Origin of the sequence: Thermococcus sp. MAR1 (assembly GCF_012027305.1) — an archaeon.
Lineage (GTDB): Archaea > Methanobacteriota_B > Thermococci > Thermococcales > Thermococcaceae > Thermococcus.
In genome coordinates this window covers 489,586-510,913 of sequence record NZ_SNUF01000001.1, presented here as the reverse complement: position 1 = coordinate 510,913, position 21,328 = coordinate 489,586, and the positions used below count along the sequence as shown (strand labels likewise).

Below are 21,328 nucleotides of genomic sequence, written 5' to 3'. Positions count from 1 at the left end.
GATGAAATACGACGTCGTTGTAGTGGGCGCCGGAATCGCCGGGCCCATAGTCGCGAGAAACGTTGCTAAAGCCGGGTTTTCTGTTCTGCTCATCGATAAGAAGCCCGCCATTGGCACGCCGAAACAGTGTGCCGAAGGCATAAGCATCAAGGTCTTTGAGAAGTACGACATACCCTACGACAGGCGCTTCATCAACCGCGAGATATACGGTGCCAAGCTGTACTCGCCCAGCGGGTACGAGCTCGAGCTCCGCTATAAGGACGTCAGCGGCGTTATCCTCGAGAGAAAGGTCTTCGACAAGATGCTGGCTTATTACGCGGCCAAGGCTGGAGCAGATGTACTCGCCAGGACAGAGGCGCTGGACGTCATCAGAAAGGACGGGAGGATAGCAGGCATCAAGGCCAAGCATGAGGATGAGCCGGTCGAGATTTACGCCGACGTTGTAGTTGCTGCCGACGGCGTGGAAAGCACCATCGCTAGAAAGGCTGGGATAAACACCTACGCTCCTCCCCACGAGTTTGATTCCTCCTACGAGTACGAGATGCTCATCGAGGGCTACGACCCGGACCTGATACACCTCTGGTTCGGCAACGAGATAGCCCCTAGGGGATACGTCTGGGTCTTTCCAAAGGACGAGGACAGGGCCAACGTCGGAATAGGCATAAACTCCGACAACCCGCAGACGGCCAAGTACTACCTCGACAAGTGGCTGAGGGAGAACGAGATTCCAGCAAAGAAGCTCCTCGAGATAAACGTCGGCGTCGTTCCCGTTGGTGGTTTCGTCAAGGAACTCGCCAAGGACAACGTGGTCGTCGTCGGCGACGCCGCCAGGCAGGTAAACCCGATGCACGGCGGCGGAATGGCCGAGGCCATGGAGGCCGGAACCATAGCGAGCAAGTGGATAGTCAAGGCCCTGGAAGAGGAGAACATTTCGCTCCTCCAGAACTACACCAAAGAATGGTGGGAGACCGATGGAAAGAGGCTCGAAAAGGTTCTCAAGGTCAGAAAGGTCACGGAGAAGCTCACCGATGAAGACCTGGACCTCTTCATCCAGGTACTCAACAGCGCCGACGCTGAGAAGATAGCGGGTGGAGACTACGGGGAGGTCATCAAGGCCCTCCTGAAGCATCCGAAGGTCATCCTCAGCCCGAGGAGAATAAACCTCCTCAGGCAGCTGCTTTGATCACTTCTTACCTTTCTTCCAATCCCTGCAGTTCATGTCCACACATATCTCGTACTCACGGCCCCTCTCACGTATCTTGACCACGGGGGCGCCGCCACAGCAGGTTTTGCCCGTGGGGATTATCTCGCCGCGCTGGAGGAGTGGATATGTGACGTTGCATTTCGGCCAGTTGGAGCAGCCGACGAACCTCTTCCCGGTCTTTCTGTTGTAGCGCACCACGAGGTCGCCGCCGCACTTGGGGCACTTGCCTATGACGAGCGGACCTTTCTTCTCCTCCCCACCAACGGCCTTTTTAACCGCCTTTTCCTCTTCCTCGCTGAGCTCTTTTATGGATGCATTTCTGGCGGCCGTTTTTGAGGTGGTCGCCCCGGTTCCGGTAGTCTCCATGAGCATCTTCCCTATGTCGAGCTCCTTCTCCTTGAAGACCTTTAGGATTTTGATGAGCTGGCTCTTGCTCTCCTCAATGACGTTTTCTTTCTTTGCTTTCCCGGCCATTATCTCCTCCATCTTCTCCTCGAAGGCCCTTGTCAGCTCGACGCTCACTATGTCAGGCACGTTCTTCTCCAGGGCCTCAACGACGCGCATGCCGAGGGGAGTGACCTTTATCTTCCGCTTGCCCTCGATGTAGCCCCTGCTGTAGAGGGTCTCCAGAATCTGGGCGCGCGTGGCTTTCGTCCCTATACCCAGGTCCTCCATCTTTTTGATAACCGCCGCGGGCGAATAGCGGGCTGGAGGTTTCGTCTTCTTCTTCTCGCGCTTTATCTGGAGGACCTTGACTGGCTCACCTTCTCTGAAGGCAGGAAGGATTACCTCGTCGAACTTGACGTACTTGCCGTAGACCTTCAGCCAGCCCTCCTTAACCGTTCTTGCACCGCTCAGAATGAAGCGATGGGAGTTGGAGTTTATCACGACCTTCATAATCTCCCTCACCGCCGGCTCCATGAAGAGGGCCAGGAAGCGCCTGACAATGAGGTCGTAGAGGTTGGCCTCGTCCTTGGTAAGCTCGCCGGGCTTGGGTAGTTCACCCGTCGGGTAGATTGCCGGATGGGCGGGGTCATCCTTCTTGCCCTCGACGGGCTTGAGCCGCTCCTTACCAAGGAGCTCATGGGCGAATGGCTTGTACTCGGGTAACTTGGCGAGGTTCTGGAGAATGGAGCGGAAGTTTAGGTTCTTGGGAAGTTTTTGGGAGCTTGTCCTGGGATAGCTCGAGAGCCCGCGCTCATACAAGCGCTGTGCAAGCTCCAACGTCTTCTTCGGGCTGTATCCAAAGGCGGAGTAAGCTTCCCTCTGTAGGGTTCCGAGATCGAAGGGCACGGGGGGATGCCTGTTCTGCTGCTTGACCTCGACCTTCTCGACGAAGGCCGGGCCCTTTTTTGCCTCCTCAACGATGCGCTTCGCCTCGTTTTCATCGAGTATGCGCTCCTTTTCATAGACCGCCGTATACTGCTGGCCATTCTTCTCGAGGAGCATCTTGATTACCCAGTATGGTGTGGGTTTGAAGTTCTGAATCTCCTTCTCCCTGTCAACGAGGAACTTGAGCGTCGGACCCTGGACCCGGCCGGTGGAGAGAACCTGCCACTTGCCGCTGGCACGCTTTATGGCCGATGTTAAAGCCCTGGAGAGGTTCACGCCCCAGTACCAGTCGAGAACGTGGCGAGCTATTCCGGCATCGGCCATCCCGAAGTTTATCGTCGGTTCGAGGTTGTACCAGGCTCTGAGGAGGTCCTTCTTGGTGAGTGCGGAGAACTTCATGCGCTTTGCCTTTGACGGGTCAACGCCGCAGGCGTACTTGAGGGCGGTGTAGCCAATAACTTCACCTTCGGTATCGTAGTCACATGCCACCACAAACTCGTCGGCGCGCTTGGCGAGCGTTGCCAATGCCTTGATGTAGTCCTTGGCGTAGCTTTTTCCTTTTTCGGCCACATAGACGGGAACCCACTCGATGTCAAAGATTGGATAGCTGTAGATTTTAGTCTTCGGTGCGAGAGAGAAGAGGTGACCAACTGCTGGAGCGACGATTATCCTCTTCCCGTCGCGCGTGAACTCGTAGTAGGGAACCTTGCCGATGGTCTTCCTCACCGGCTTGCCCTCAGCCAAGGCGTAGGCTATCTTTCTCGCGACGTTGGGTTTCTCGGCTATGATGAGCGTGACCATGACGACACCTTGAGGCGATAGGCGGGTGGATTATAAAAATCCTGCGGAGCAAGCTTTTGGATAAAGCCTGACCAAAAGAGTGTAGCTCCCGTTGAAGATGCCAATTCAGGGTATGACCTCCATCCGCAACCTCGATGTGAAGTCCCTTAGGAAAAGCTTCCAGCGAAAAGCTTAATAAGGAACCTCCCCATGCACCTACCGCGGGCGGGGCCGTAGGGTAGCCTGGTCCATCCTGCGGGCTTTGGGAGCCCGTGACCCGGGTTCGAATCCCGGCGGCCCCACCAGTACAACCCTTTGCTGGCGCAAAGCGTTGACGGAAAGAGCGCGTGCAATTCTAAAATGCTTGTCTTCTACGCGGTTTACCCCCCAATTGCCATTCTAATAGTGTTTCACTCGCCTCAAGGCATTCAAAGAACGCCAGAATAAGAATGAAACCCGTTCAACCCCCTGTTTTAAAGTTAAACCCTCCTCACAGGCAAAGTTAAGAGTGTACGCCTGATTCCCGCCAGTTTGGAAGGAACGGAATAGGATATAGAGTGTAACCATTTCGGGGGTTTGAGAGTACAGGAAACTTTGCAGGGCAAAGTTTCAGCGTTAACGGAAGAGGCGTCTGTTGATCAAGCTTTTCTAAAAAGCTTATTCGGTGGGGCAAAGTTTTGGGGGTGTGGGGGCGTTAGCCCCCCAGCAACCTTTGCTTGCGCAAAGCTTGACCAAAAAGTCTTAACTGTCCAGAAGGAGTTAGGAGTTGGTATGCTTCTTTAAAAGGTGCAGTTAAGAGGGTTTGCAATTGCGTTGGGCAATTTAAAAGGAGTGTTTACTTTAAAACAGCGCCCGAAGGGCGCTAAGGAGAAGAAACCCCTATCACGAGGATGGAGTTTAAAGCAAACCCCTAAATTAGGTTAACAACTCTAAAAGGCATGTCAGTTTTAATGAAACTTTTCCCCAGAAAAGTTTCTTAACGTGGGCGAAGCCCCACTCCGGGGGTTTGAGAGTACAGAGAGATAAGGGGGCTCCGCCCCCTTGTCTTTCGTTGTGGAGCCCCGGGCGGGGTTTGAACCCGCGACCTGCCGCTTACCAAGCGGCCGCTCCACCAGGCTGAGCCACCGGGGCGTCGATGATACCATGCAGGCCGGCATTTATAAATTTTTCCCTCAGCCCATTTTCTCAACGAGGCCTTCCAGGACGTCCCTGAAGTTGGCGGCATCTATCCACTTGATGCCCATCTTCTGCGCCCATGTGAGTATGCCAACGTCAGCGGAAACTATAGTCGCATCAAGCTCTTTTGCTAACAATATAAGTTCAAAGTCTTCCTTGCTGTCAACGATGCCCTCTCTGAGGGCCTTTCGATAGTTCCTCCTCAGTTTCTGGATTATCTTGTCCACGTTGTCAGTCTCAATGACGCTCTCGCGGACGGCTTTCTCGGCGACGCGGAGTCCCTTGTCTATCCTCCTCCTGATGTCATCTATCAGCTCGTAGACCACAAAGGCAGGAATCTTGATGTCGTGGACGTTGGGGGGCTTCTTAATCACGTAGAGTTCAATCTCCGGGAGGAGTTCTTCTTCATCAACGAAGTGCATAACCTCGCGGTAGATGCCGGGGGGCATGTAGAACTCCACCTTCCCGAAGAGCCTCTCGGCGTAGCCCAGAAAGGTCCTCATGGCCTCAGTTGGGGAGCCACCGAACCTGTCCCGTATCTCTGGGTTTACGAAGATGCTCGTATCAAGGACGAACCTCATGACCACCACAAGCTTATTTAAGTGCGGAAGTTTAAAACGGTTAGGTGAAAGCATGAAGGTTGGAGTCGTTTTTGGAGTCAGCGAGCTTGCAAACCCAAAGGCATTCGAGAAAAAGGCCTCGGAGTTCATAACGGCCCTCGCAGGAGAATTCGATGTTGTTGGAGGCTTTTTCATCTCGACGAAGAGGGATTTCAAGGAGGCCAAAGAGGAGGTCAACTTCAACGAAGTTGATGCCATAGTTCTCTACCCCCTCACCGGCGGCACAGAAGGCCCGCTGAAGGAGTTTTTCGTTTACCGGCGGCCGATAGTCATCTACGGCGACCCGTTCAACAACTCCCTTGCCGCTGGAATCGAGCTCAGGGAGTACTTCAGGGACAGGCTGGTGCCCTCCACCCTGGTGAAGAACCTCAACGAGCTTAAAGCCGCACTCCTTGGCTACGACGACATGAAGGACCTCTTAGAGAAGTTCCTCCGCATGCGCATAGGGTTGATAGGGCGCGTTTCCCCCTGGCTCATCAACGAGAAGTTCGAGCTCCCATACACCAGCATCAGCCTCAAGAAGTTCTACGAGTACTACGAGGCCACAACCGATGCGGAAGGCTGGAAGGCGGTTGAGGGGATAGTCGGGAAGGCAGCAGAGATAAAGGAGCCCGACAGGGAGGATTTAGTGAAGGCCGGGAGGATATACCTCGCCATAAAGAGAATACTGGAGGACTACCGGCTCGATGGCTTTACCATCGGCTGCTTCGACCTGATAGGCAAACTCAAGGCAACACCCTGCTTGGCGCTGGCCATGTTCAACGCGGAGGGAATTCCAGCCGCCTGTGAGGGTGAGCTGAACGCTCTCCTCGGCATGATGATAGCGAGGCGCTTCTTCAATAAGCCAGCGTTCATGGGTAACATAGCCGACTACGGGGAGAACCACGTGATCCTGGCCCACTGCACCGCGCCCCTCATCGGGAAGTACATCGTCAGGTCGCACTTCGAGAGCGGCATGGGAGTCGGCGTAGACGTTCAGCTGCCAAGGGGAAGGGCAAGCCTCATGAAGATACGCGGAAGGAAGGCGGTTGTTGCTGGCGTTGAAGTGGTCGGCCAGGAGCACAGCGACTTCAGGTGCAGGACGCAGGTCAAGCTCCGCGTTGAGGACGCGGGCGACTTTCTGGACGGAACCCTTGGCAACCATCACCTGCTCGTATACGTGGACAGCGAGGAGCTTGCCGATCTGCTGAGCGAGCTTGGCTTCGAGGTCATGCTCTACTGACGTCTTTTTCTTCTTGTCTGCCCTCTGACAAAAATTTTATTAACATTGAGTTACTTAATATGGTATGGGGGTGATGGTATGCGGAGAGGACAGGCTGCAATTGAATACCTTTTCATGGTGGCCGCCGCTCTGCTGATAGTGCTCACAGTAGTTCGGATACTCGGTAAGCTCTCAAAATCAGTGGCAGAACAGAACGAGAGAACTTCTCGGGAAATTGTGAATATCTTGAACCAAATGACGGGCAGTGGAGAGAGTAACACTTCGATCGGCGCAGAGTGAGACCCTTCTGTCAAAAGGCCAGATACATAAAAAAGGAAACGTTAAGAAGCTCCGCCCTTTTTCTCGTAGAAGATCAGACCTAGCAGGAAGGCCAGTTCTATTCCGACGGGTATTATGTGGAGTGATGCTGCTATCAGGCCAACGATCACTAGAACCGCTCTCATGACCATTGGTACCTTGAGGGACTTGAAGTGGCCCGTAATCGCTATTGCCATCATGTACATTATCAGTATCGTCGCCAGCAGGTAGTAGAACACCCTCAGGGCTACTTCCGGCGTCCAGTCTTGCACGGTTATCAGGAACATCTCCGGGTGGGTGAAGTATATGTAGGGTCCTATGTATCCAGCCAAAGCGTATTTCACCGAGTTAATTGCCGTCTTCCAGAAGTCTCCCCCTGCCAGAGCAGAGCCAGCGTAAGCTGCCAAAGCCACTGGAGGCGTTAGGTCTGCCAGTATTCCAAAGTAGAACACGAAGAAGTGTGCCGCCAGGAGAGCTATAGCAGTGCTGTAACCAGGAACTGGGGCATCGTATATTGGATTGCCCGCAACAGCCGTATATACAGCTGGAGCGGCAACCAGTGAGGTTATAACGTAGTTGGCCGTCGTTGGAACACCCATACCGAGGATAAGGCTGAATATCATGGCCATTATAAGGAGTAGGAGCAGGTTTCCTCCGGCGAGGTCAACGAGCTTGTAACCGAGGGCCGTGACAAGTCCTGTCATCGTGAGCACTCCCTGGATGAGGCCCGCAGAAGCGGCTGCCAGCATGACCGTAGTGCTTGTTTTACCCGCGTCTATCATTGATTCATAGGTTGCACTGTACATCTTCTTTCCACCTTCCGTCTTTGACCTGTAGCCGACTATGAGGGAGAATATTATGCCAAAGGTTCCGCTCATCAGAAGGATTTCCTCCTTTCTCATGTAGAGGGCCTTTCCGAGTATTGTCATGGTTATGAAGAGGAAGCTTATGTAAAATTTCTCGTTGAACTCGACCTTGTCGGTGAAGAGGGCAGCGCCCACCAGCACCGCCAAGAGGATGAAGAGAACTGCCCCAACGGGCTTTGCTATTTCCCTGCTGGTGAACATCAGGAGTGTCGTCAGCAATGCCAGCGCGACGTAAAAGTGCTCGTGTCCGGGTATCTCGTCCTTGGATATCCACGCTACCCAGATTGCTATTCCCAAGGACGATACTGCAGCAATGTGTGGTGCTATGCCCCATACAAGGGCCACTGTGATAACGACTATCGGGAGCAGTATGTAAATCTTCTTCAGGAAGTAGCTCAGCGGTTTAAAGTGCTCCCTTGGCATTCCCTTGAGGCCAAGACGCTTGGTTTCTAGGTCTATGAAGAGATACACTCCAGCGTAGTATATCAGGGCCGGGAGAACCGCTGCTATGATGAGCTTGTTGTATGGAACCCCCAGGAACTGTGCCATAATGAAGGCCGCTGCACCCATCACCGGTGGCATGAGCTGACCTCCCGTTGAGGCAACCGGCTCAACCGCCCCCGCTATCTCTGGAGGATACCCGGCTTTCTTCATCAGTGGAATGGTGAATGTTCCTGTGGTGAGGACATTTGCAACGCTTGAACCGCTCACCGTTCCCATCATACCGCTCGATATGACGGCAGCCTTTGCAGGTCCGCCGGGCCGGGTTCCAAAGACGCTTATCATGAACTCAGTTATGTAATCGCTGACGCCTATCCTAAGGAGAAACGCCCCGAAGAAAACGAAGGCGAAGACGTATATCGTCATGACATAGAAGGGGATTCCAAATATTCCCTGGTCTAGGTAGAGGTACTGAATTATCCTGGTCCAGTTGAAGCCAGCATCTCTGATTCCGTAAAGGAGGAACACAGCCACTATCGTCGGCAGAATCCACCCTATGGCCCTCCTAGTGGCTTCGAGAACCAGGATTATGGCGAGTACTCCAAAGATGACATCTGTCTGGTTGACGTCATAGTAAACCATATACGTTGGCCAGCGCCAGAACTTGTAGAGGGCGGCGACCACACCGACGATTATTAAGATATAGTCGAGGATCATCACTTTGTCGAGGTACTTTTGCTTTTTCATGACTGGATACCTGAGGAAAGTTATTATGAATATCATCGCTAGGACAAAGGCCATGACCTGCTGGTCCTGGAAGTCCAGTTTGAGGAATTCAATGGTTATTCCGAGCTTGTCAAAAATCGAGTAGAGCAGGAACATGAAGTTGAAGATAAAGAGTATCTCGAATATACCAATCAGTATCGATGCCGAGCTCACTACCTTGTTCAGTTTCGGAGGAAGGGTTCTAGTCGTTTCGAGCTTTATCTTCTTCTCGATCTTTTCAAGGTTCTCCCCCATACTCAACACCCCCTAAGGATCGACAAGATGAGAGGGGCTCTCCCCACCCGTATCTCAAGTACTCCCTCATTTCCAGGCTGTCTGAAGGCGACGTCCCCGTCTATGGTTATGGTGACGTTGTTGACTGGAATGAACCAGTACTCCCAAGAGTTCCCCAGATACTCCCTGACGTTCTTCACGTAAAACGGACCGTCCCTGTAGTCGAAATCTATAGGTTGCCCCGCCAAAAATTCCTGCCATCGCTCTTGGATAAAATAGAGGCCATCTCTGGAGACACTGTACACATCAACAACCTTGGTCAGTGATACACTGTGGGTATAGTGGACTTCAAGGGTAGAGTTGCCGCTCATGTGATAATAACACACATCCCCATCAAATTCTATCCCAACTGTGGAAACGGGAAGAAGTAGCAGAACGATTGGCAGAAACAAAAAAAGAAAGAGTTTCCTCAAAAGGTTCCCCCCTCACTCCTTGGGTTTGTACTTATCCGGAACGGTGATGCCGTGCTCTTCGTAGTACTTTATAGCTCCTGGGTGGAGCGGAACCATGAGACCGTCGAAAGCGTGGTTGATGTCTATCTGCTTCGCAACCTGGTGGGCCTTGGCGAGATCATCGATGTTCTCGTAGAGGATCTTGGTGAGCTCGTAGACCACCTCGTCCGGGAGGTCTTTGTGGACGATGAGGGTTGCCTTAACGGCTATAGTCTGTGCATCCTCGTCCATGCCGTTGTAGGTTCCCTTCGGTATGGTGACCTTAACGTAGAACGGATAACCCTCGTCGTGGAGCTTCTGAACGACCTCGTCCGGGACTGAGAGGATCCTAACGGGAACCTTAACCGCTATCTGGTTGATTGCCGGGGCCGGGTACGCTATGACCGTAAACTCCGCATCGACCTGGCCAAGAACGAGGCTCTGGGCGGCTTCCTCAAAGGTCTGGTAAACGGGCTCTATTTCATCCCATATTCCTGCGGCCTTGAGAACCCTCTCGGCGGTAGCAGCGACACCGCTTCCGGCGGCACCGACGACTACCTTCTTGCCCTTTAGGTCATAGATGGTCTTGATGTCGCTGTCTGCTCTAACCACTATCTGGACCGGCTCCGGATAGAGGGTGCCTATGGCACGGAGAACCTTTATGGGCTTACCCTCAAACTGGAACTTGCCCTCCCAGGCATACCATGTAACGTCGTTCTGAGCTATGGCCACCTGAGCCTCACCCTTTCCAACGGCCTTACAGTTGGCAACGCTGGCTCCACTGGTAACGGCTTTGGCGGCTATTATCTTGCTCTTCTTGTTGGTAACCTTGGCGAGCATCGAACCTATGGCAAAATAGACGCTACCAGGACCTGAACCGGTATATATTGTTATTTCATACTTTCCTTCGTCGTTTTTCTGTACAATCGGCTTGCTTTCGGTCCCAGTCTGGGTTCCTCCACCGCCCTGGGTACAGCCGGCGGCAACAACCGCCAGAACCAACACCAACATCAGGCCAAGGGCACTCCATCTCTTTTTCATTTTCCACCACCTCTTAGCATCAACGCCCACCAAAGGGCAGGCGTCTAAACATGTACACGCATCATACCTTATGTGCACCAATCCATTATATATTTTTTGGCAGTTTGGAAGTTTTACAGGACATTAAACAAAAAGAAAGGTTCGAAATGCGAAGATAATTCAGTAGTAGTACCAGATAGTCCAGTAATCGTTCGGATCTTCGCCGATGCTCTCAAGGTATTCGAGGTACTCTTTGATGGGAACGTCCGGATAGGTGTACAGCTTGGTCTCGCTGATGCCCTTCTCCCACGGGTGCATTAGGTATATCCTGCTTCCGTCCGGCCTTATTCCGACGAGTTCCCTGTCCTGCCAAGCGCGGAGGTGGTTCTTACCCATCCTCGGGACGTTGAAGACGGGCTCGTCCGGCCTGAACTGTCCAGGCAGGAGCCTTGCCTCCTCCTTTCTCTCCTGGACGACCCTGGCTATGGGCACGAGGTAGTCCTTCTGCTCTATCTTGCCCTTCGGGTAGAAGGTGTAGTACGGATCAATGCCCACCTTCTTCAGCGCTATCCTGAGGGCAACGTTCTCGAAGCGCCTGCTCACGTTCCTCTGATAGACCAGCTGGTTGTAGATGTAAATACCCTGACGTCTCACCTTGTAGGCAGCCTCCCCCATCTCCGGCGTGACCTCGTAGGCGCTCTCCACGTGGGTGGATATGGAGACGTTCCTCTTCCCAGGCTCAATGTAGGAGCCGAGTATCTCGGCCAGGCTCTCGGTTATCCTCATTGGGACCGTCACGAATATCCTGCTGCCCCAGCGGATGTTGACTACGTGGTCCATCTCGGCGAATCTAGACATTATCTTGTCGATTATCTTGTCGCTCAGAGCCAAAGGATCACCGCCGGTTATGAGAACGTCCATCATCGAGTCGTGCTCCGCAAACCAGTTTAGGGCCTCCTCAATCTTGTCCCATCCGGGGAAGGAACCTGCCATGAAAGGCTCAAGAACCTCCCAGTTCCTCTGGCAGTAAACACATATCTGCGGGCAGGTGTCGTAGGCCTTGAGAATCGCTATTGTGACGTACCTTCTCGTAACGAGGTCTATCGGAGATGTGTCATGCTCCCCCATAAAGTCGAAGTAGTACTCCCTGTCCTCGCGGTGAATTATCATGTTCCTCATGTACCAGTCTGGGGGCATCACCTGCCGCCTAACCTGACGGTCGTAGCGATACGGCTCCTGGAAGTCCCAGAGGTGAAGGTAGTATGGGGTTATACCCCATGGGATATGATACTTGACGGCCAGTTCCACCTGTTTAAGGTCATCCTCCGGAACCTTGACGATGCCGAGTTCATTGAGCTCTCTGAGAGTTTCGAGGCCCTTTTCCCTTTTGAGGACGTGGGAGAACTGCCACTTATAGTCGAACCACTCGTCCTCGGTTATTCCAAAGTACTCCATAAGCTGTTCTCTCTGCTTCTTCCTCTTCTCGATTACCTCCCTGTCGAGGCCACTTGGATACCTCTTGAGATAACCCCTGATATAGTTCCATTCCTTGTCCAGATACTCAGAGCGGGCAAGGGCCGCTTTCCTTCCCTTTATTTTGCTGAAATCAACGAATTTGATACCTGCCGCTTCAAGTTTAGGCCCGAGCCAGCCCTTGGAATAGCCGCTCACGCCGGCCATTGCCTTAAATAAGTGCCTGAACTCTTCAACGAAGCCCTCGGTTATTATGCTCAGGACGTGTCTGTCCCCCTTTGCAGCCTTCCAGAGATACTCAAGAGTGCTGAATCCAGCGGCCTTTTCCCCGTACTCAGAGATTATGTTGAGGAAGACGTTTGCCGCCTCGATTCCTAGCCATCTGTCAATTGCATCAACATTGAGTTCTCCGTTTTTGTATTTCCAAAGAAGATCCTCCGTGAACCTGGATAGTCTCTCCCTTGCTTCTTCGAGGGTTTCGCTGGTGAGCAGGATTTCCCTGATTTCGGGGAGGGGCTCGAACACCTCCAGAAACTTTTCGTGCTCTATCCCCTGTCTGAGTCCCCAGGGGGATTCCTCCACGTTAAACGTGGAAATGGCGCTTTCCATCTGTTTCTCCATACGCCACCCTCCATGTACAGTTACATACATATGTTCCCTCAGGGACATTAATGTATTAATCCCATCATGGGGGTCGTGTTTCAGCTTTTAGTGACATTCAAAGGCTATATATATTTTACTTTTACTATCGAGTAAAACATGACGAATTTAAAGATTAGAGGCAAAAATAGTGAAAATTTTACATAATTTCCAGAGAAATCTTGAAATTTTGACAAAATTCAGTTTAACTAAATCAAAACCAGCGATGTTAGTTTACTATTGCAAACCTTGAAGTTTACACTAATGTCCAAAGGGATGAAGCTGAACTGAAATAGCAAAAAGGGCAGAACAAAAGAGTTTTAACGTGCCCCCTCCAGGGGAAGTGGGGATGAAAGATGAGGGTAATAATGACCACAAAAATCGATCTTGCATCTATGAACATAAAGGAGAGGCTCGTGGAAAACTTTGGCTTCACGGAAACAGATAAACTTTTTGACGGCAATCCCATTTACAGAAGGGGCCAAACTCTTATCCTGACAACCAACGATGAGATGATATACTACGACGGCCTCGACAGGGCCATCGAGGAGCAGCTCGGCATTAGGCCAGAAATCATAGTCTTCGCCTCCAGGCACTCAAGCAAACAAAGACTGCCGGCACTCACCGTCCACGTGACCGGAAACTGGGGCAAGGGAATATACGGCGGAAAAGATGAGAGCCTCGCCATAGCTCAGCCAGCAGCGATGAAGCTGGCACTACTGAAGATGAGTGAACTCAACGACCTGGGTTGGACCGTCTGCTACGAGGCAACCCATCACGGCCCGAGCGAGCTTGAAGTGCCGAGCTTCTTCATAGAGATAGGTTCAAGCGAGGAAGAATGGGTAGTCGACAGGGCAGGGGAGATAATAGCCGAGACGATAATCCACGTGCTTGAAAACTACGAGAAGGTCAAGTTCCCAGTTGCCATAGGAATAGGTGGAGGACACTATGCACCGAAGCAGACGAAGAGGGCCCTTGAAACTGATCTGGCGTTCAGCCATATAGCGGCGAAGTACGCTCACCCGCTCAAGAGGGAACTCATTCTAAAGGCGATAGAGAGAACCTCCGGGAACGTGGATGCTATATACGTCGATTGGAAGGGCAGCAAGGGCGAAACCAGGCAGATGGCTAGGGCGCTGGCCGAGGAACTGGGCTTGGAGTTCATACGTGACTAAACAATCGAAATCTTTAAAGATGTTAAGCGGGATTTTAAAATCAGCACTCGCCCTTAGCTAAATTTATATACTACCTGCCTACAAAGTGAAACAGATGTTAAATTGCCCGGAGGGTGAAAAGATGCTGAAGCTGATTGAAGACGCTATCGAAAGAACCTCTGCCGACCTTAACAAGGTCCCCGAGGCCCAAGTCCCCCAGACGGACATTGATGAAGAGCTCAAGAGGATTCTTGAGCAGATACAGGCCAAGATTTATGTCGTTGGTGTCGGCGGTGCCGGCTGTAACACCATTAACAGGATGATGCAGGTTGGTATTCAGGGTGCGAAGGTCATCGCGGTTAACACCGACGCTCAGGACCTTCTCAAGGTTCGCGCTCACAAGAAGATACTCATCGGTAAGGAGCTCACCCGCGGTCTCGGAGCCGGAAACAACCCCAAGATGGGTGAGGAGGCCGCCAAGGAAAACGAGCGGGACATACGCGATGCCCTTGAAGGTGCCGACATGGTCTTCATCACCTGCGGTCTCGGAGGAGGAACCGGCACTGGTGCCGCCCCCGTGGTCGCTGAGATAGCCAAGAAAATGGGCGCCCTGACCGTCTCGGTGGTAACCCTCCCGTTCACCGTGGAGGGCATAAGGCGCATAAAGAACGCTGAATACGGCCTTGAGAAGCTCAGGAAGAACAGCGACACAGTCATAGTCATCCCGAACGACAAGCTCATGGAGGTCGCTCCCAACCTGCCGATCCACATGGCCTTCAAGGTCGCGGACGAGATACTCGTCCAGGCCGTCAAGGGCATCACCGAGCTCATCACCAAGCCAGGCCTCGTCAACCTCGACTTCAACGACGTCAGGGCCGTCATGAAGGACGGCGGCGTCGCCATGATCGGTATCGGCGAGAGCGACAGCGAGAAGAGGGCTTTAGAGGCCGCCCAGCAGGCCCTCAACAGCCCGCTCCTCGACGTGGACATAAGCGGTGCCAAGGGAGCTTTGATAAGCATCAGCGGAAGCGACGTCAAGCTTGAGGAGGCCCAGCAGATTATCGAACTCGTCACGAGCAAGCTCGACCCTGAGGCTCAGGTCATCTGGGGAATACAGCTCGACGAGGAACTCGGCAAGATGATAAGGATACTCATAGTCGTCACCGGCGTCAGTTCACCCTACGCGGTGGCGGAAGAGGAGACCCTCTACTATCCGGAGGAGTCGGAGAGAAAAGTTATTAAGCTCGACCTTGAGGAGCTTTGACGACCCTTTCATTTTCAAAATTTAGCGAGGTGACGAGGGTGGCAACAACCACGGAAAAGCTTAAAAGCTTCTTCGCGGAGTCGCGGAGGGTTTTGATGGTCACTAAAAAGCCGGGAATGAAGGAATTTAAGATGGCAGCGAAGATTACCGGCATCGGAATGGTCTTAATCGGCCTCATAGGCCTTGTTATTCGTCTGTTCGGCTACCTCATCACTGGCTCCTGAGCCAGCAACAGGTGATAGAAATGAGCGAGGGCAGAATATTTACAGTACGAGTCACCGTCGGCCAGGAAGAGACCACGGCCAAGTTGATATACAGCAAGATTAAAACGTACAGCCTGCCAGTCTACGCTATACTCGCCCCATCAAAGGTAAAGGGTTATATTTTCGTCGAGGCGCCCAACAAGAGCGCCGTTGACGAGGCCATAAAGGGTATACGCCACGCAAAGGGCACCCTTCCGGGCGAGGTTAAATTTGAGGAGATAGAGCACTTCCTTGAGGAGAAACCGGCTGTCAGCGGCTTCGAACCCGGCGACATAGTCGAGCTCATTGCCGGACCGTTCAAGGGCGAGAAGGCAAAGGTCGTAAGGGTCGACGAAGCCAAGGACGAGATAGTCGTTGAACTCATAGGCTCAATCGTCCCGATTCCGGTCACGGTGAGGGGCGAATACGTTAGACTTATAAGCAAACGCCAGAAGGAGTGAACGGTCAACAGACAGAGGTGAGAAAAATGGCACAGGTTGTTGAGGTGCTCGTTGAGGGAGGAAAGGCTTCACCCGGACCCCCGCTCGGTCCCGCCATTGGTCCGCTTGGACTCAACGTCAAGCAGGTCGTTGACGAGATAAACAAGGCCACCAAGGACTTTGAGGGGATGCAGGTTCCCGTCAAGATCATCGTCACCGACCCGAAGAAGAAGACCTTCGAGATAGAGGTCGGTGTCCCGCCGGTCAGCCAGCTCATCAAGAAAGAGATAGGCGCCCCAAAGGGCTCCAGCGAGCCTGGTCACAGCCCGGTCGGGAACCTGACCATGGAACAGGTAATCAGGATAGCGAAGGCCAAGCAGGAACAGATGCTCGCTGCCGACCTCAAGGCCGCAGCGAAGGAGGTCATCGGCACTGCCCTCAGCATGGGCGTTACGGTTGAAGGCAAGGATCCCCGTGAAGTCCAGAAAGAGATTGACGAAGGCGTTTACGACGAGATTTTCGCAAAAGAAGAGTGAGGGAAAAGTTTAAAAATCCCTCTTTTTACGCATTTTTGACTTTTCGTTGCTTAAATCAAAAACGAAAGGAGGGCTGTAAATGGCCTATGACAGGCAGAAATTCGTGGAAGCGGTGAAGGAGGCGAAGGCCCGGGCTAAGCCGCGCAACTTCACACAGACCGTCGAAATGGCAGTCAACCTCAAGGATATAGACCTCCGCAAGCCGGAGAACAGGTTCAAGCTTGAGGTTGTGCTGCCCCACGGTCGTGGGAAAGAACCAAAGATCGCGGTCATCGCTGATGGTGCCGTTGCCGAGGCGGCTAAAAAGCTCGGGCTTGATGTGATTAGTGGAGAGCAGCTTGAGGAACTTGCCAAGAGCCCAAGGGAAGCCAGGAAGCTCGCGAAGAACTACGACTTCTTCCTGGCGGCGGCTCCCCTGATGCCGAAGATCGGTAGGTACCTCGGTAGGTACCTCGGTCCGAGGAACAAGATGCCGCAGGTCGTGCCGCCGACCATGACCAACCTCGAACCGATAGTGGCAAGGCTCAAGAGAACCGTCAGGCTGCAGCTCAAGAACAACCCGGTTGTGCATGCCAGGATAGGAACCGAGGACATGGACGACGAGAAGCTGGCAGAGAACGCAGAGGCCGTTCTCAACGCCATCATCAACAAGCTGGAGCGCGGCGAGAACCAAGTGAAGTCAGTGTACGTCAAGACCACCATGGGACCGGCAGTTAAGGTGGAGAGGTGAGGGAGATGGCCCACGTAGCCGAGTGGAAGAAGAAGGAAGTTGAAGAGCTCGCCAACATCATCAAGAGCTACCCAGTGATAGCGCTCGTTGACGTCGCCAACGTTCCAGCCTACCCGCTCAGCAAGATGCGTGAGAAGCTCAGAGGCAAGGCGCTCCTCAGGGTCAGCAGGAACACCCTCATAGAGCTCGCTATAAAGAGGGCCGCCCAGGAGCTCAACAACCCGGACCTCGAGAAGCTCATTGACCACATCCAGGGCGGAGCAGGAATCCTCGCCACCGAGATGAACCCCTTCAAGCTCTACAAGCTCCTTGAGGAGAGCAAGACGCCGGCCCCAGCGAAGCCAGGCGTTGCGGTTCCCAAGGACGTCGTGATCCCAGCCGGTCCGACCTCAATCTCACCGGGCCCGCTCGTCGGTGAGATGCAGGCTCTTGGCATACCCGCGAGAATCGAGAAGGGTAAGGTCAGCATCCAGAAGGACTACACCGTCCTCAAGGCAGGTGAAGTCATAACCGACCAACTCGCGAGAATCCTCAATGCGCTCGGAATCGAGCCGCTCGAGGTCGGCCTCAATCTGCTCGCGGCCTACGAGGACGGAATCGTCTACACCCCCGAAGTCCTAGCGATCGACGAGAGCGAGTACATAAACCTGCTCCAGCAGGCCTACATGCACGCGTTCAACCTGTCAGTCAACACCGCCTATCCGACGAGCCAGACCATCGAGGCGATCATCCAGAAGGCGTTCCTTGGCGCCAAGAACGTTGCAGTCGAGGCTGGCTACATTACACCCGAGACCGTCGAGGAGGTCTTTGGCAGGGCTCTGCGTGCAGTATTGCTCATAGCTCAAGAGCTGCCAGAGGAGCTGCTTGACGAGAAGACCAAAGAGCTTTTAAACCAACAGGCACAAATAGCCGTTGCCGCTCCTCAGCCGGAGGAAAAAGTTGAGGAGGCTGAGGAGGAAGAAGAGGAAGAGGAGGAGGCCTCCGAGGAGGACGCGCTCGCCGGACTGGGCGCGCTCTTCGGCTGAACTTTCCATTTCCCTCGTATCCCTGAACAAATCCGTGTGAAATGAATGAAAAAATGAAGATGATTGGAGGTGCGAAAAATGGAGTACGTGTATGCCGCTCTGCTGCTCCACGCCGCTGGTAAGGAGATAACCGAGGAGAACATCAAGGCCATCCTTGAGGCCGCTGGTGTTAGCCCGGACGAGGCCAGGATAAAGGCCCTCGTTGCCGCCCTTGAGGGCGTCAACATCGACGAGGTCATCGAGAAGGCCGCCATGCCGGTTGCAGCTCCGGTGGCAGTTGCCGCTGCTCCGGCTGCCGAGGCTCCGGCCGAGGCCGCTGAGGAAGAGGAGGAAGAGGAAGAGGAGGCCAGCGAGGAAGAGGCCCTCGCCGGTCTCGGCGCCCTCTTCGGCTGAAATCCTTTTCCCTCTTGTCCGCCTTCGGGCGGACACCCAATCACTTTTCTTTGAATCCATTCGCCATCGTTAAATATCATAAGCACCATAATTCTCTGGTGGTCTCCATGCCCATAACCCTCGAAAAAACCGGGGGCGAACCCCTCAGCGAGGCCCTCCAAGAGATGGGGATGGCCTCCAAGATAATGGTTCTTGAGGAGCTCATGGCCGTCTACACCGAATGGGTAAGCATGGTAAGCGAAGTTCTCGTCGGCCCGTATGGACTGAGAAAAAATATCGGCGCCTACCGCGTTGATGCCCACTACAAAATAATGAAAACCATGGAAAAGGTGTATTCAACCAGCGAAGCCTACAAAGCTCTGGACGACCTGATACGCGGCTTGACCCAGGAGTGATGCCTTACTCTTCTCTTTATCATTGGGGGCTAAGCAGGCTTTGCTATCGCAGGCAAACTTTGCACAAGCAAAGTTTCGATGGCGGGCCCGGCGGGATTCGAACCCGCGACTACCGGCTCCGAAGGCCGGCGCCATGTCCCCTAGGCCACGGGCCCTCGGAAGTGTTTTAAGGGGTGGTAAAATAAAGCTTGCGGTGGTTGGTAATGATGCTCCCGGACTGGAAAATCAGAAAGGAAATTCTAATCGAGCCATTCAGCGAGAAGTCCCTCCAGTCAGCAGGCTACGACCTGCGCGTTGGGAGGGAGGCGTACATAAATGGAGAACTGATAGACGTTGAAGAGGCCGGTAGAGTTGCAATCCCCCCCAAGACGTATGCGCTCATCCTGACCCTTGAGAGGATTAAACTCCCCGACGATGTGATGGGCGACATGAAGCTCAGGAGCAGTCTTGCAAGGGAAGGCCTCCTCGGCTCTTTTGCGTGGGTTGATCCAGGCTGGGACGGCAATCTTACCCTCGGAATCTACAACGCATCAGACGAACCGGTTGAGCTCGCCTACGGAGAGCGCTTCGTACAGATAGCCTTCATAAGGCTGGAGGGGCCTGCAAAAAGTCCCTACCGCGGAAACTACCAGGGGAGCCAGCACCTCGCATTCTCAAAGAGGAAGTCGAAATAACCAAATCTGCCCATTGACCCTCTTTCTATTTCTTAGGGCGTTCCCATGTAGATACGAACCAATTCCCATTTCCCCACGACCGTTCAGCCGATAGGCCCCGGTATCACCCGGTTATAGCCGTTGGAAGGCACCATCTGGGTAAAGCCTCCTATGGCACCTTATGCTTTTACTAGGTTACCTATAGCGGGGAATCCTCATAAAAATATTCGGCTGGTCAAGCCGATTATATCCAAAGGCGCATTGGGCATCTAATCGACGTAGATGGCTCCGTTTACCGAAAGGTTTATATATCTCCAATTCCTTAAAAAATACCGAAAAACCCTTCCTGGAGGTGTTGTGAATGGCTGAGTTGCCGATTGCCCCGATTGACAGGCTTATAAGGAAGGCCGGCGCTGAGAGGGTCAGCGAGGAGGCCGCCAAGATCCTCGCCGAGTACCTCGAAGAGTACGCCATTGAGGTCGGCAGGAAGTCCGTGGAGTACGCCAGGCACGCCGGCAGAAAGACCGTCAAGGCCGAGGACATCAAGCTTGCCATCAAGGCCTGAAGGCCTTTTCCTTCTTGATTTTGCACGTCATCAAATTTTTAAAAGGCTCTTCTGATGGTTCCACCATGCCTGAGATAGCCGTCCGAATGACCAAGCGCAACCACAACGCCTTCGTCCATCTCCTCGGCGCCCTGGAGAGTCAGGGCTTTGACCTTGGAGAACTGTTAATAACGAAGGACTTCAGCGAGATTCTGAAGGCACGGCCGAAAGTTGTCCTCTACTCGTTCTTCACTGAAGAGATATGGGGAGGTCTTCCCCAGGAAATCCAGATTCTCAAGGAAAGAGGTGCGCTATTAATAGCCGGCGGCTATCACGCCATAGCGATGCCCAAGCATACCCTTAACCAGCTCGGCTTTGATATCGCCGTTATAGGAGAGGGGGAAGAGGTTCTTTACCGGCTCCTCACCGTTCTGAAAAAGAATGGGTACCGAATCACTAAGGAGCTCCTCAACATTACTGGTCTTGCTTTCTACATCAACGGCGAGTTCGTCTTTACGGGCTTTGCGAAGGTTGAGGACTTCTGGCGCTTTCCGCCGTATCCCGAGAGCGTTCGCTTGATATCCCCCATCGAGATAACGAGAGGCTGCCCCTTCGGCTGCTACTATTGTCAGACCCCATACATCAAGGGGCTAAGGATGAGGCACAGGCCAATAGACCAGGTAGTCAAGTATTCCCGCAGGATGAGGGATATGCGTTACATAACGCCGAACGCCTTCGCCTACGGTTCGCCCGGTGCAATACTCAAGCTCAACAAGCTCAAGGCCCTTCTCAAGGCCCTTCAGCCCCTCCGAAAAGAGGGCAGAAGGCTCTACTACGGGACATTTCCGAGCGAGGTTAGGCCCGAGTTCGTCCTTCCTGAGACCCTGGAGCTCCTTCTCGACTACGCCGACAACAGAAGGCTGGCGATAGGCGCCCAGAGCGGAGACGATGCGATGCTCAGGGCCATGCACAGGATTCACAGGGTCGAGCACGTTAAGCAAGCGGTCGAGTACATGCTCGAGTACGGCTTCGAGCCGGTCGTCGATTTCATCGTCGGCCTTCCAAACGAGAGCGAGGAGAGCCAGCGCAAAAGCATAGAGCTGATGAGGTGGATCATGCGAAAGGGTGGGAAGGTGAGGGCCCACTACTTCATGCCGCTCCCTGGAACTCCCTGGGCAAAATGTAAACCCTCCCCACTGAGCGACGAGATGAAGAAGTTCCTCGGCAGGATGGCGGCTAGGGGGAAGATAGAGGGCTCGTGGGGGATGCAGGTTGAACTCTCCAGAAAACTCCGGAAACTTATGGACGAGTTCTACGAGGAGCCGATGAGCCACACGGTGCCCGTGCGTAACGTCTGCTGAGATAGACAAAAAAGCGTCAAAAATCATCCAA

At 53.4% G+C, this 21,328-nt stretch carries 21 protein-coding genes and 3 tRNA genes; 16 read left to right on the top strand and 8 right to left on the bottom strand.

Annotation, left to right across the window (positions count from 1 at the left end; all coding sequences use genetic code 11):
* Nucleotide 1 precedes the first annotated feature (1 nt).
* Complete coding sequence (locus tag E3E25_RS02905; protein ID WP_167892627.1) at nt 2-1,183, top strand: NAD(P)/FAD-dependent oxidoreductase; 1,182 nt, start codon at nt 2-4, stop codon at nt 1,181-1,183.
* Here E3E25_RS02905 and topA read toward each other — a convergent pair whose 3' ends face one another.
* On the bottom strand, nt 1,184-3,337 hold the full coding sequence (gene topA, locus E3E25_RS02900) for a DNA topoisomerase I (RefSeq protein WP_167891743.1): 2,154 nt from the start codon (nt 3,335-3,337) through the stop codon (nt 1,184-1,186).
* Between the two features lie 206 nt (nt 3,338-3,543).
* Between topA and E3E25_RS02895 the strand changes: the two genes are divergently transcribed.
* Nucleotides 3,544-3,621: transfer RNA gene (locus E3E25_RS02895), tRNA-Pro, on the top strand.
* A 749-nt stretch (nt 3,622-4,370) separates the two neighbouring features.
* Here E3E25_RS02895 and E3E25_RS02890 read toward each other — a convergent pair.
* A tRNA-Thr gene (locus E3E25_RS02890) sits at nt 4,371-4,447 on the bottom strand.
* Nucleotides 4,448-4,488: 41 nt separating this feature from the next.
* On the bottom strand, nt 4,489-5,073 hold the full coding sequence (locus E3E25_RS02885; protein ID WP_167892626.1) for an RNA ligase partner protein: 585 nt from the start codon (nt 5,071-5,073) through the stop codon (nt 4,489-4,491).
* Between the two features lie 52 nt (nt 5,074-5,125).
* On the opposite strand from E3E25_RS02885, the gene E3E25_RS02880 reads away from it, so the two are divergent.
* Both E3E25_RS02880 and E3E25_RS02875 read left to right on the top strand, forming a co-directional pair.
* A complete protein-coding gene (locus E3E25_RS02880) occupies nt 5,126-6,334 on the top strand; it encodes a hypothetical protein (RefSeq protein ID WP_167891742.1) in 1,209 nt (402 codons plus the stop codon).
* A 78-nt stretch (nt 6,335-6,412) separates the two neighbouring features.
* Entirely contained in the window at nt 6,413-6,613 is a 201-nt protein-coding gene (locus tag E3E25_RS02875) for a class III signal peptide-containing protein (protein ID WP_167891741.1), read from the top strand.
* Nucleotides 6,614-6,654: 41 nt separating this feature from the next.
* On the opposite strand, the gene E3E25_RS02870 is transcribed toward E3E25_RS02875, so the two are convergent.
* The 4 genes from E3E25_RS02870 to E3E25_RS02855 form a co-directional block, all read right to left on the bottom strand.
* The gene (locus E3E25_RS02870) at nt 6,655-8,958 is read right to left on the bottom strand and encodes a TRAP transporter fused permease subunit (protein ID WP_167892625.1); all 2,304 of its coding nucleotides are present in this window, start codon (nt 8,956-8,958) and stop codon (nt 6,655-6,657) included.
* Nucleotides 8,959-8,960: 2 nt separating this feature from the next.
* Nucleotides 8,961-9,410 (bottom strand): DUF1850 domain-containing protein, encoded by a 450-nt coding sequence (locus E3E25_RS02865; RefSeq protein WP_167891740.1) that lies wholly within the window; start codon nt 9,408-9,410, stop codon nt 8,961-8,963.
* Nucleotides 9,411-9,422: 12 nt separating this feature from the next.
* Nucleotides 9,423-10,469, bottom strand: a complete 1,047-nt coding sequence (locus tag E3E25_RS02860; RefSeq protein ID WP_167891739.1) for a TAXI family TRAP transporter solute-binding subunit — start codon at nt 10,467-10,469, stop codon at nt 9,423-9,425.
* Between the two features lie 159 nt (nt 10,470-10,628).
* Nucleotides 10,629-12,542 carry a KamA family radical SAM protein gene (locus E3E25_RS02855; protein WP_240910738.1) on the bottom strand — a complete coding sequence of 638 codons (1,914 nt, stop codon included), beginning with the start codon at nt 12,540-12,542 and terminating at the stop codon, nt 10,629-10,631.
* A gap of 374 nt (nt 12,543-12,916) precedes the next feature.
* Here E3E25_RS02855 and E3E25_RS02850 point away from each other — a divergent pair, with 374 nt between their 5' ends.
* The 9 genes from E3E25_RS02850 to E3E25_RS02810 all read left to right on the top strand — a co-directional run bounded on the left by E3E25_RS02850 (nt 12,917) and on the right by E3E25_RS02810 (nt 18,739).
* Entirely contained in the window at nt 12,917-13,735 is an 819-nt protein-coding gene (locus E3E25_RS02850; RefSeq protein ID WP_167891738.1) for a D-aminoacyl-tRNA deacylase, read from the top strand.
* 121 nt (nt 13,736-13,856) lie between these two features.
* Nucleotides 13,857-14,978, top strand: a complete 1,122-nt coding sequence (gene ftsZ, locus E3E25_RS02845; protein WP_167891737.1) for a cell division protein FtsZ — start codon at nt 13,857-13,859, stop codon at nt 14,976-14,978.
* 38 nt (nt 14,979-15,016) lie between these two features.
* On the top strand, nt 15,017-15,202 hold the full coding sequence (locus tag E3E25_RS02840; protein ID WP_167891736.1) for a protein translocase SEC61 complex subunit gamma: 186 nt from the start codon (nt 15,017-15,019) through the stop codon (nt 15,200-15,202).
* Between the two features lie 20 nt (nt 15,203-15,222).
* Complete coding sequence (locus E3E25_RS02835; protein ID WP_167891735.1) at nt 15,223-15,681, top strand: transcription elongation factor Spt5; 459 nt, start codon at nt 15,223-15,225, stop codon at nt 15,679-15,681.
* A 26-nt stretch (nt 15,682-15,707) separates the two neighbouring features.
* The gene (locus E3E25_RS02830) at nt 15,708-16,196 is read left to right on the top strand and encodes a 50S ribosomal protein L11 (protein ID WP_167891734.1); all 489 of its coding nucleotides are present in this window, start codon (nt 15,708-15,710) and stop codon (nt 16,194-16,196) included.
* A gap of 79 nt (nt 16,197-16,275) precedes the next feature.
* Complete coding sequence (locus E3E25_RS02825; protein WP_088866562.1) at nt 16,276-16,926, top strand: 50S ribosomal protein L1; 651 nt, start codon at nt 16,276-16,278, stop codon at nt 16,924-16,926.
* Nucleotides 16,927-16,931: 5 nt separating this feature from the next.
* Entirely contained in the window at nt 16,932-17,951 is a 1,020-nt protein-coding gene (locus E3E25_RS02820) for a 50S ribosomal protein L10 (RefSeq protein WP_167892623.1), read from the top strand.
* Between the two features lie 78 nt (nt 17,952-18,029).
* Nucleotides 18,030-18,344 (top strand): 50S ribosomal protein P1, encoded by a 315-nt coding sequence (rpl12p, locus tag E3E25_RS02815; RefSeq protein ID WP_167891733.1) that lies wholly within the window; start codon nt 18,030-18,032, stop codon nt 18,342-18,344.
* 98 nt (nt 18,345-18,442) lie between these two features.
* Nucleotides 18,443-18,739 carry a hypothetical protein gene (locus E3E25_RS02810; protein ID WP_167891732.1) on the top strand — a complete coding sequence of 99 codons (297 nt, stop codon included), beginning with the start codon at nt 18,443-18,445 and terminating at the stop codon, nt 18,737-18,739.
* 79 nt (nt 18,740-18,818) lie between these two features.
* Here the strand turns inward: E3E25_RS02810 and E3E25_RS02805 are convergent.
* A tRNA-Arg gene (locus E3E25_RS02805) sits at nt 18,819-18,894 on the bottom strand.
* Between the two features lie 48 nt (nt 18,895-18,942).
* Between E3E25_RS02805 and dcd the strand changes: the two genes are divergently transcribed.
* The 3 genes from dcd (at nt 18,943) to E3E25_RS02790 (ending at nt 21,297) form a co-directional block, all read left to right on the top strand.
* Entirely contained in the window at nt 18,943-19,413 is a 471-nt protein-coding gene (gene dcd, locus E3E25_RS02800; protein WP_167892622.1) for a dCTP deaminase, read from the top strand.
* A 340-nt stretch (nt 19,414-19,753) separates the two neighbouring features.
* Nucleotides 19,754-19,957, top strand: coding sequence for an archaeal histone HpkA (hpkA, locus tag E3E25_RS02795; RefSeq protein ID WP_167891731.1), 204 nt, complete (start codon nt 19,754-19,756; stop codon nt 19,955-19,957).
* A gap of 65 nt (nt 19,958-20,022) precedes the next feature.
* A complete protein-coding gene (locus E3E25_RS02790) occupies nt 20,023-21,297 on the top strand; it encodes a TIGR04013 family B12-binding domain/radical SAM domain-containing protein (protein WP_167891730.1) in 1,275 nt (424 codons plus the stop codon).
* Nucleotides 21,298-21,328 lie beyond the last annotated feature (31 nt).

What these genes read in the sequence shown, in the direction of transcription:
- E3E25_RS02905 (WP_167892627.1), top strand. Translation starts at nt 2, where the DNA reads ATGAAATACGACGTCGTTGTAGTGGGCGCCGGAATCGCCGGGCCCATA.
- topA (WP_167891743.1), bottom strand. Translation starts at nt 3,337, where the DNA reads ATGGTCACGCTCATCATAGCCGAGAAACCCAACGTCGCGAGAAAGATA.
- E3E25_RS02885 (WP_167892626.1), bottom strand. Translation starts at nt 5,073, where the DNA reads ATGAGGTTCGTCCTTGATACGAGCATCTTCGTAAACCCAGAGATACGG.
- E3E25_RS02880 (WP_167891742.1), top strand. Translation starts at nt 5,126, where the DNA reads ATGAAGGTTGGAGTCGTTTTTGGAGTCAGCGAGCTTGCAAACCCAAAG.
- E3E25_RS02875 (WP_167891741.1), top strand. Translation starts at nt 6,413, where the DNA reads ATGCGGAGAGGACAGGCTGCAATTGAATACCTTTTCATGGTGGCCGCC.
- E3E25_RS02870 (WP_167892625.1), bottom strand. Translation starts at nt 8,958, where the DNA reads ATGGGGGAGAACCTTGAAAAGATCGAGAAGAAGATAAAGCTCGAAACG.
- E3E25_RS02860 (WP_167891739.1), bottom strand. Translation starts at nt 10,469, where the DNA reads ATGAAAAAGAGATGGAGTGCCCTTGGCCTGATGTTGGTGTTGGTTCTG.
- E3E25_RS02855 (WP_240910738.1), bottom strand. Translation starts at nt 12,542, where the DNA reads ATGGAGAAACAGATGGAAAGCGCCATTTCCACGTTTAACGTGGAGGAA.
- E3E25_RS02850 (WP_167891738.1), top strand. Translation starts at nt 12,917, where the DNA reads ATGAGGGTAATAATGACCACAAAAATCGATCTTGCATCTATGAACATA.
- ftsZ (WP_167891737.1), top strand. Translation starts at nt 13,857, where the DNA reads ATGCTGAAGCTGATTGAAGACGCTATCGAAAGAACCTCTGCCGACCTT.
- E3E25_RS02835 (WP_167891735.1), top strand. Translation starts at nt 15,223, where the DNA reads ATGAGCGAGGGCAGAATATTTACAGTACGAGTCACCGTCGGCCAGGAA.
- E3E25_RS02830 (WP_167891734.1), top strand. Translation starts at nt 15,708, where the DNA reads ATGGCACAGGTTGTTGAGGTGCTCGTTGAGGGAGGAAAGGCTTCACCC.
- E3E25_RS02825 (WP_088866562.1), top strand. Translation starts at nt 16,276, where the DNA reads ATGGCCTATGACAGGCAGAAATTCGTGGAAGCGGTGAAGGAGGCGAAG.
- E3E25_RS02820 (WP_167892623.1), top strand. Translation starts at nt 16,932, where the DNA reads ATGGCCCACGTAGCCGAGTGGAAGAAGAAGGAAGTTGAAGAGCTCGCC.
- rpl12p (WP_167891733.1), top strand. Translation starts at nt 18,030, where the DNA reads ATGGAGTACGTGTATGCCGCTCTGCTGCTCCACGCCGCTGGTAAGGAG.
- dcd (WP_167892622.1), top strand. Translation starts at nt 18,943, where the DNA reads ATGATGCTCCCGGACTGGAAAATCAGAAAGGAAATTCTAATCGAGCCA.
- hpkA (WP_167891731.1), top strand. Translation starts at nt 19,754, where the DNA reads ATGGCTGAGTTGCCGATTGCCCCGATTGACAGGCTTATAAGGAAGGCC.
- E3E25_RS02790 (WP_167891730.1), top strand. Translation starts at nt 20,023, where the DNA reads ATGCCTGAGATAGCCGTCCGAATGACCAAGCGCAACCACAACGCCTTC.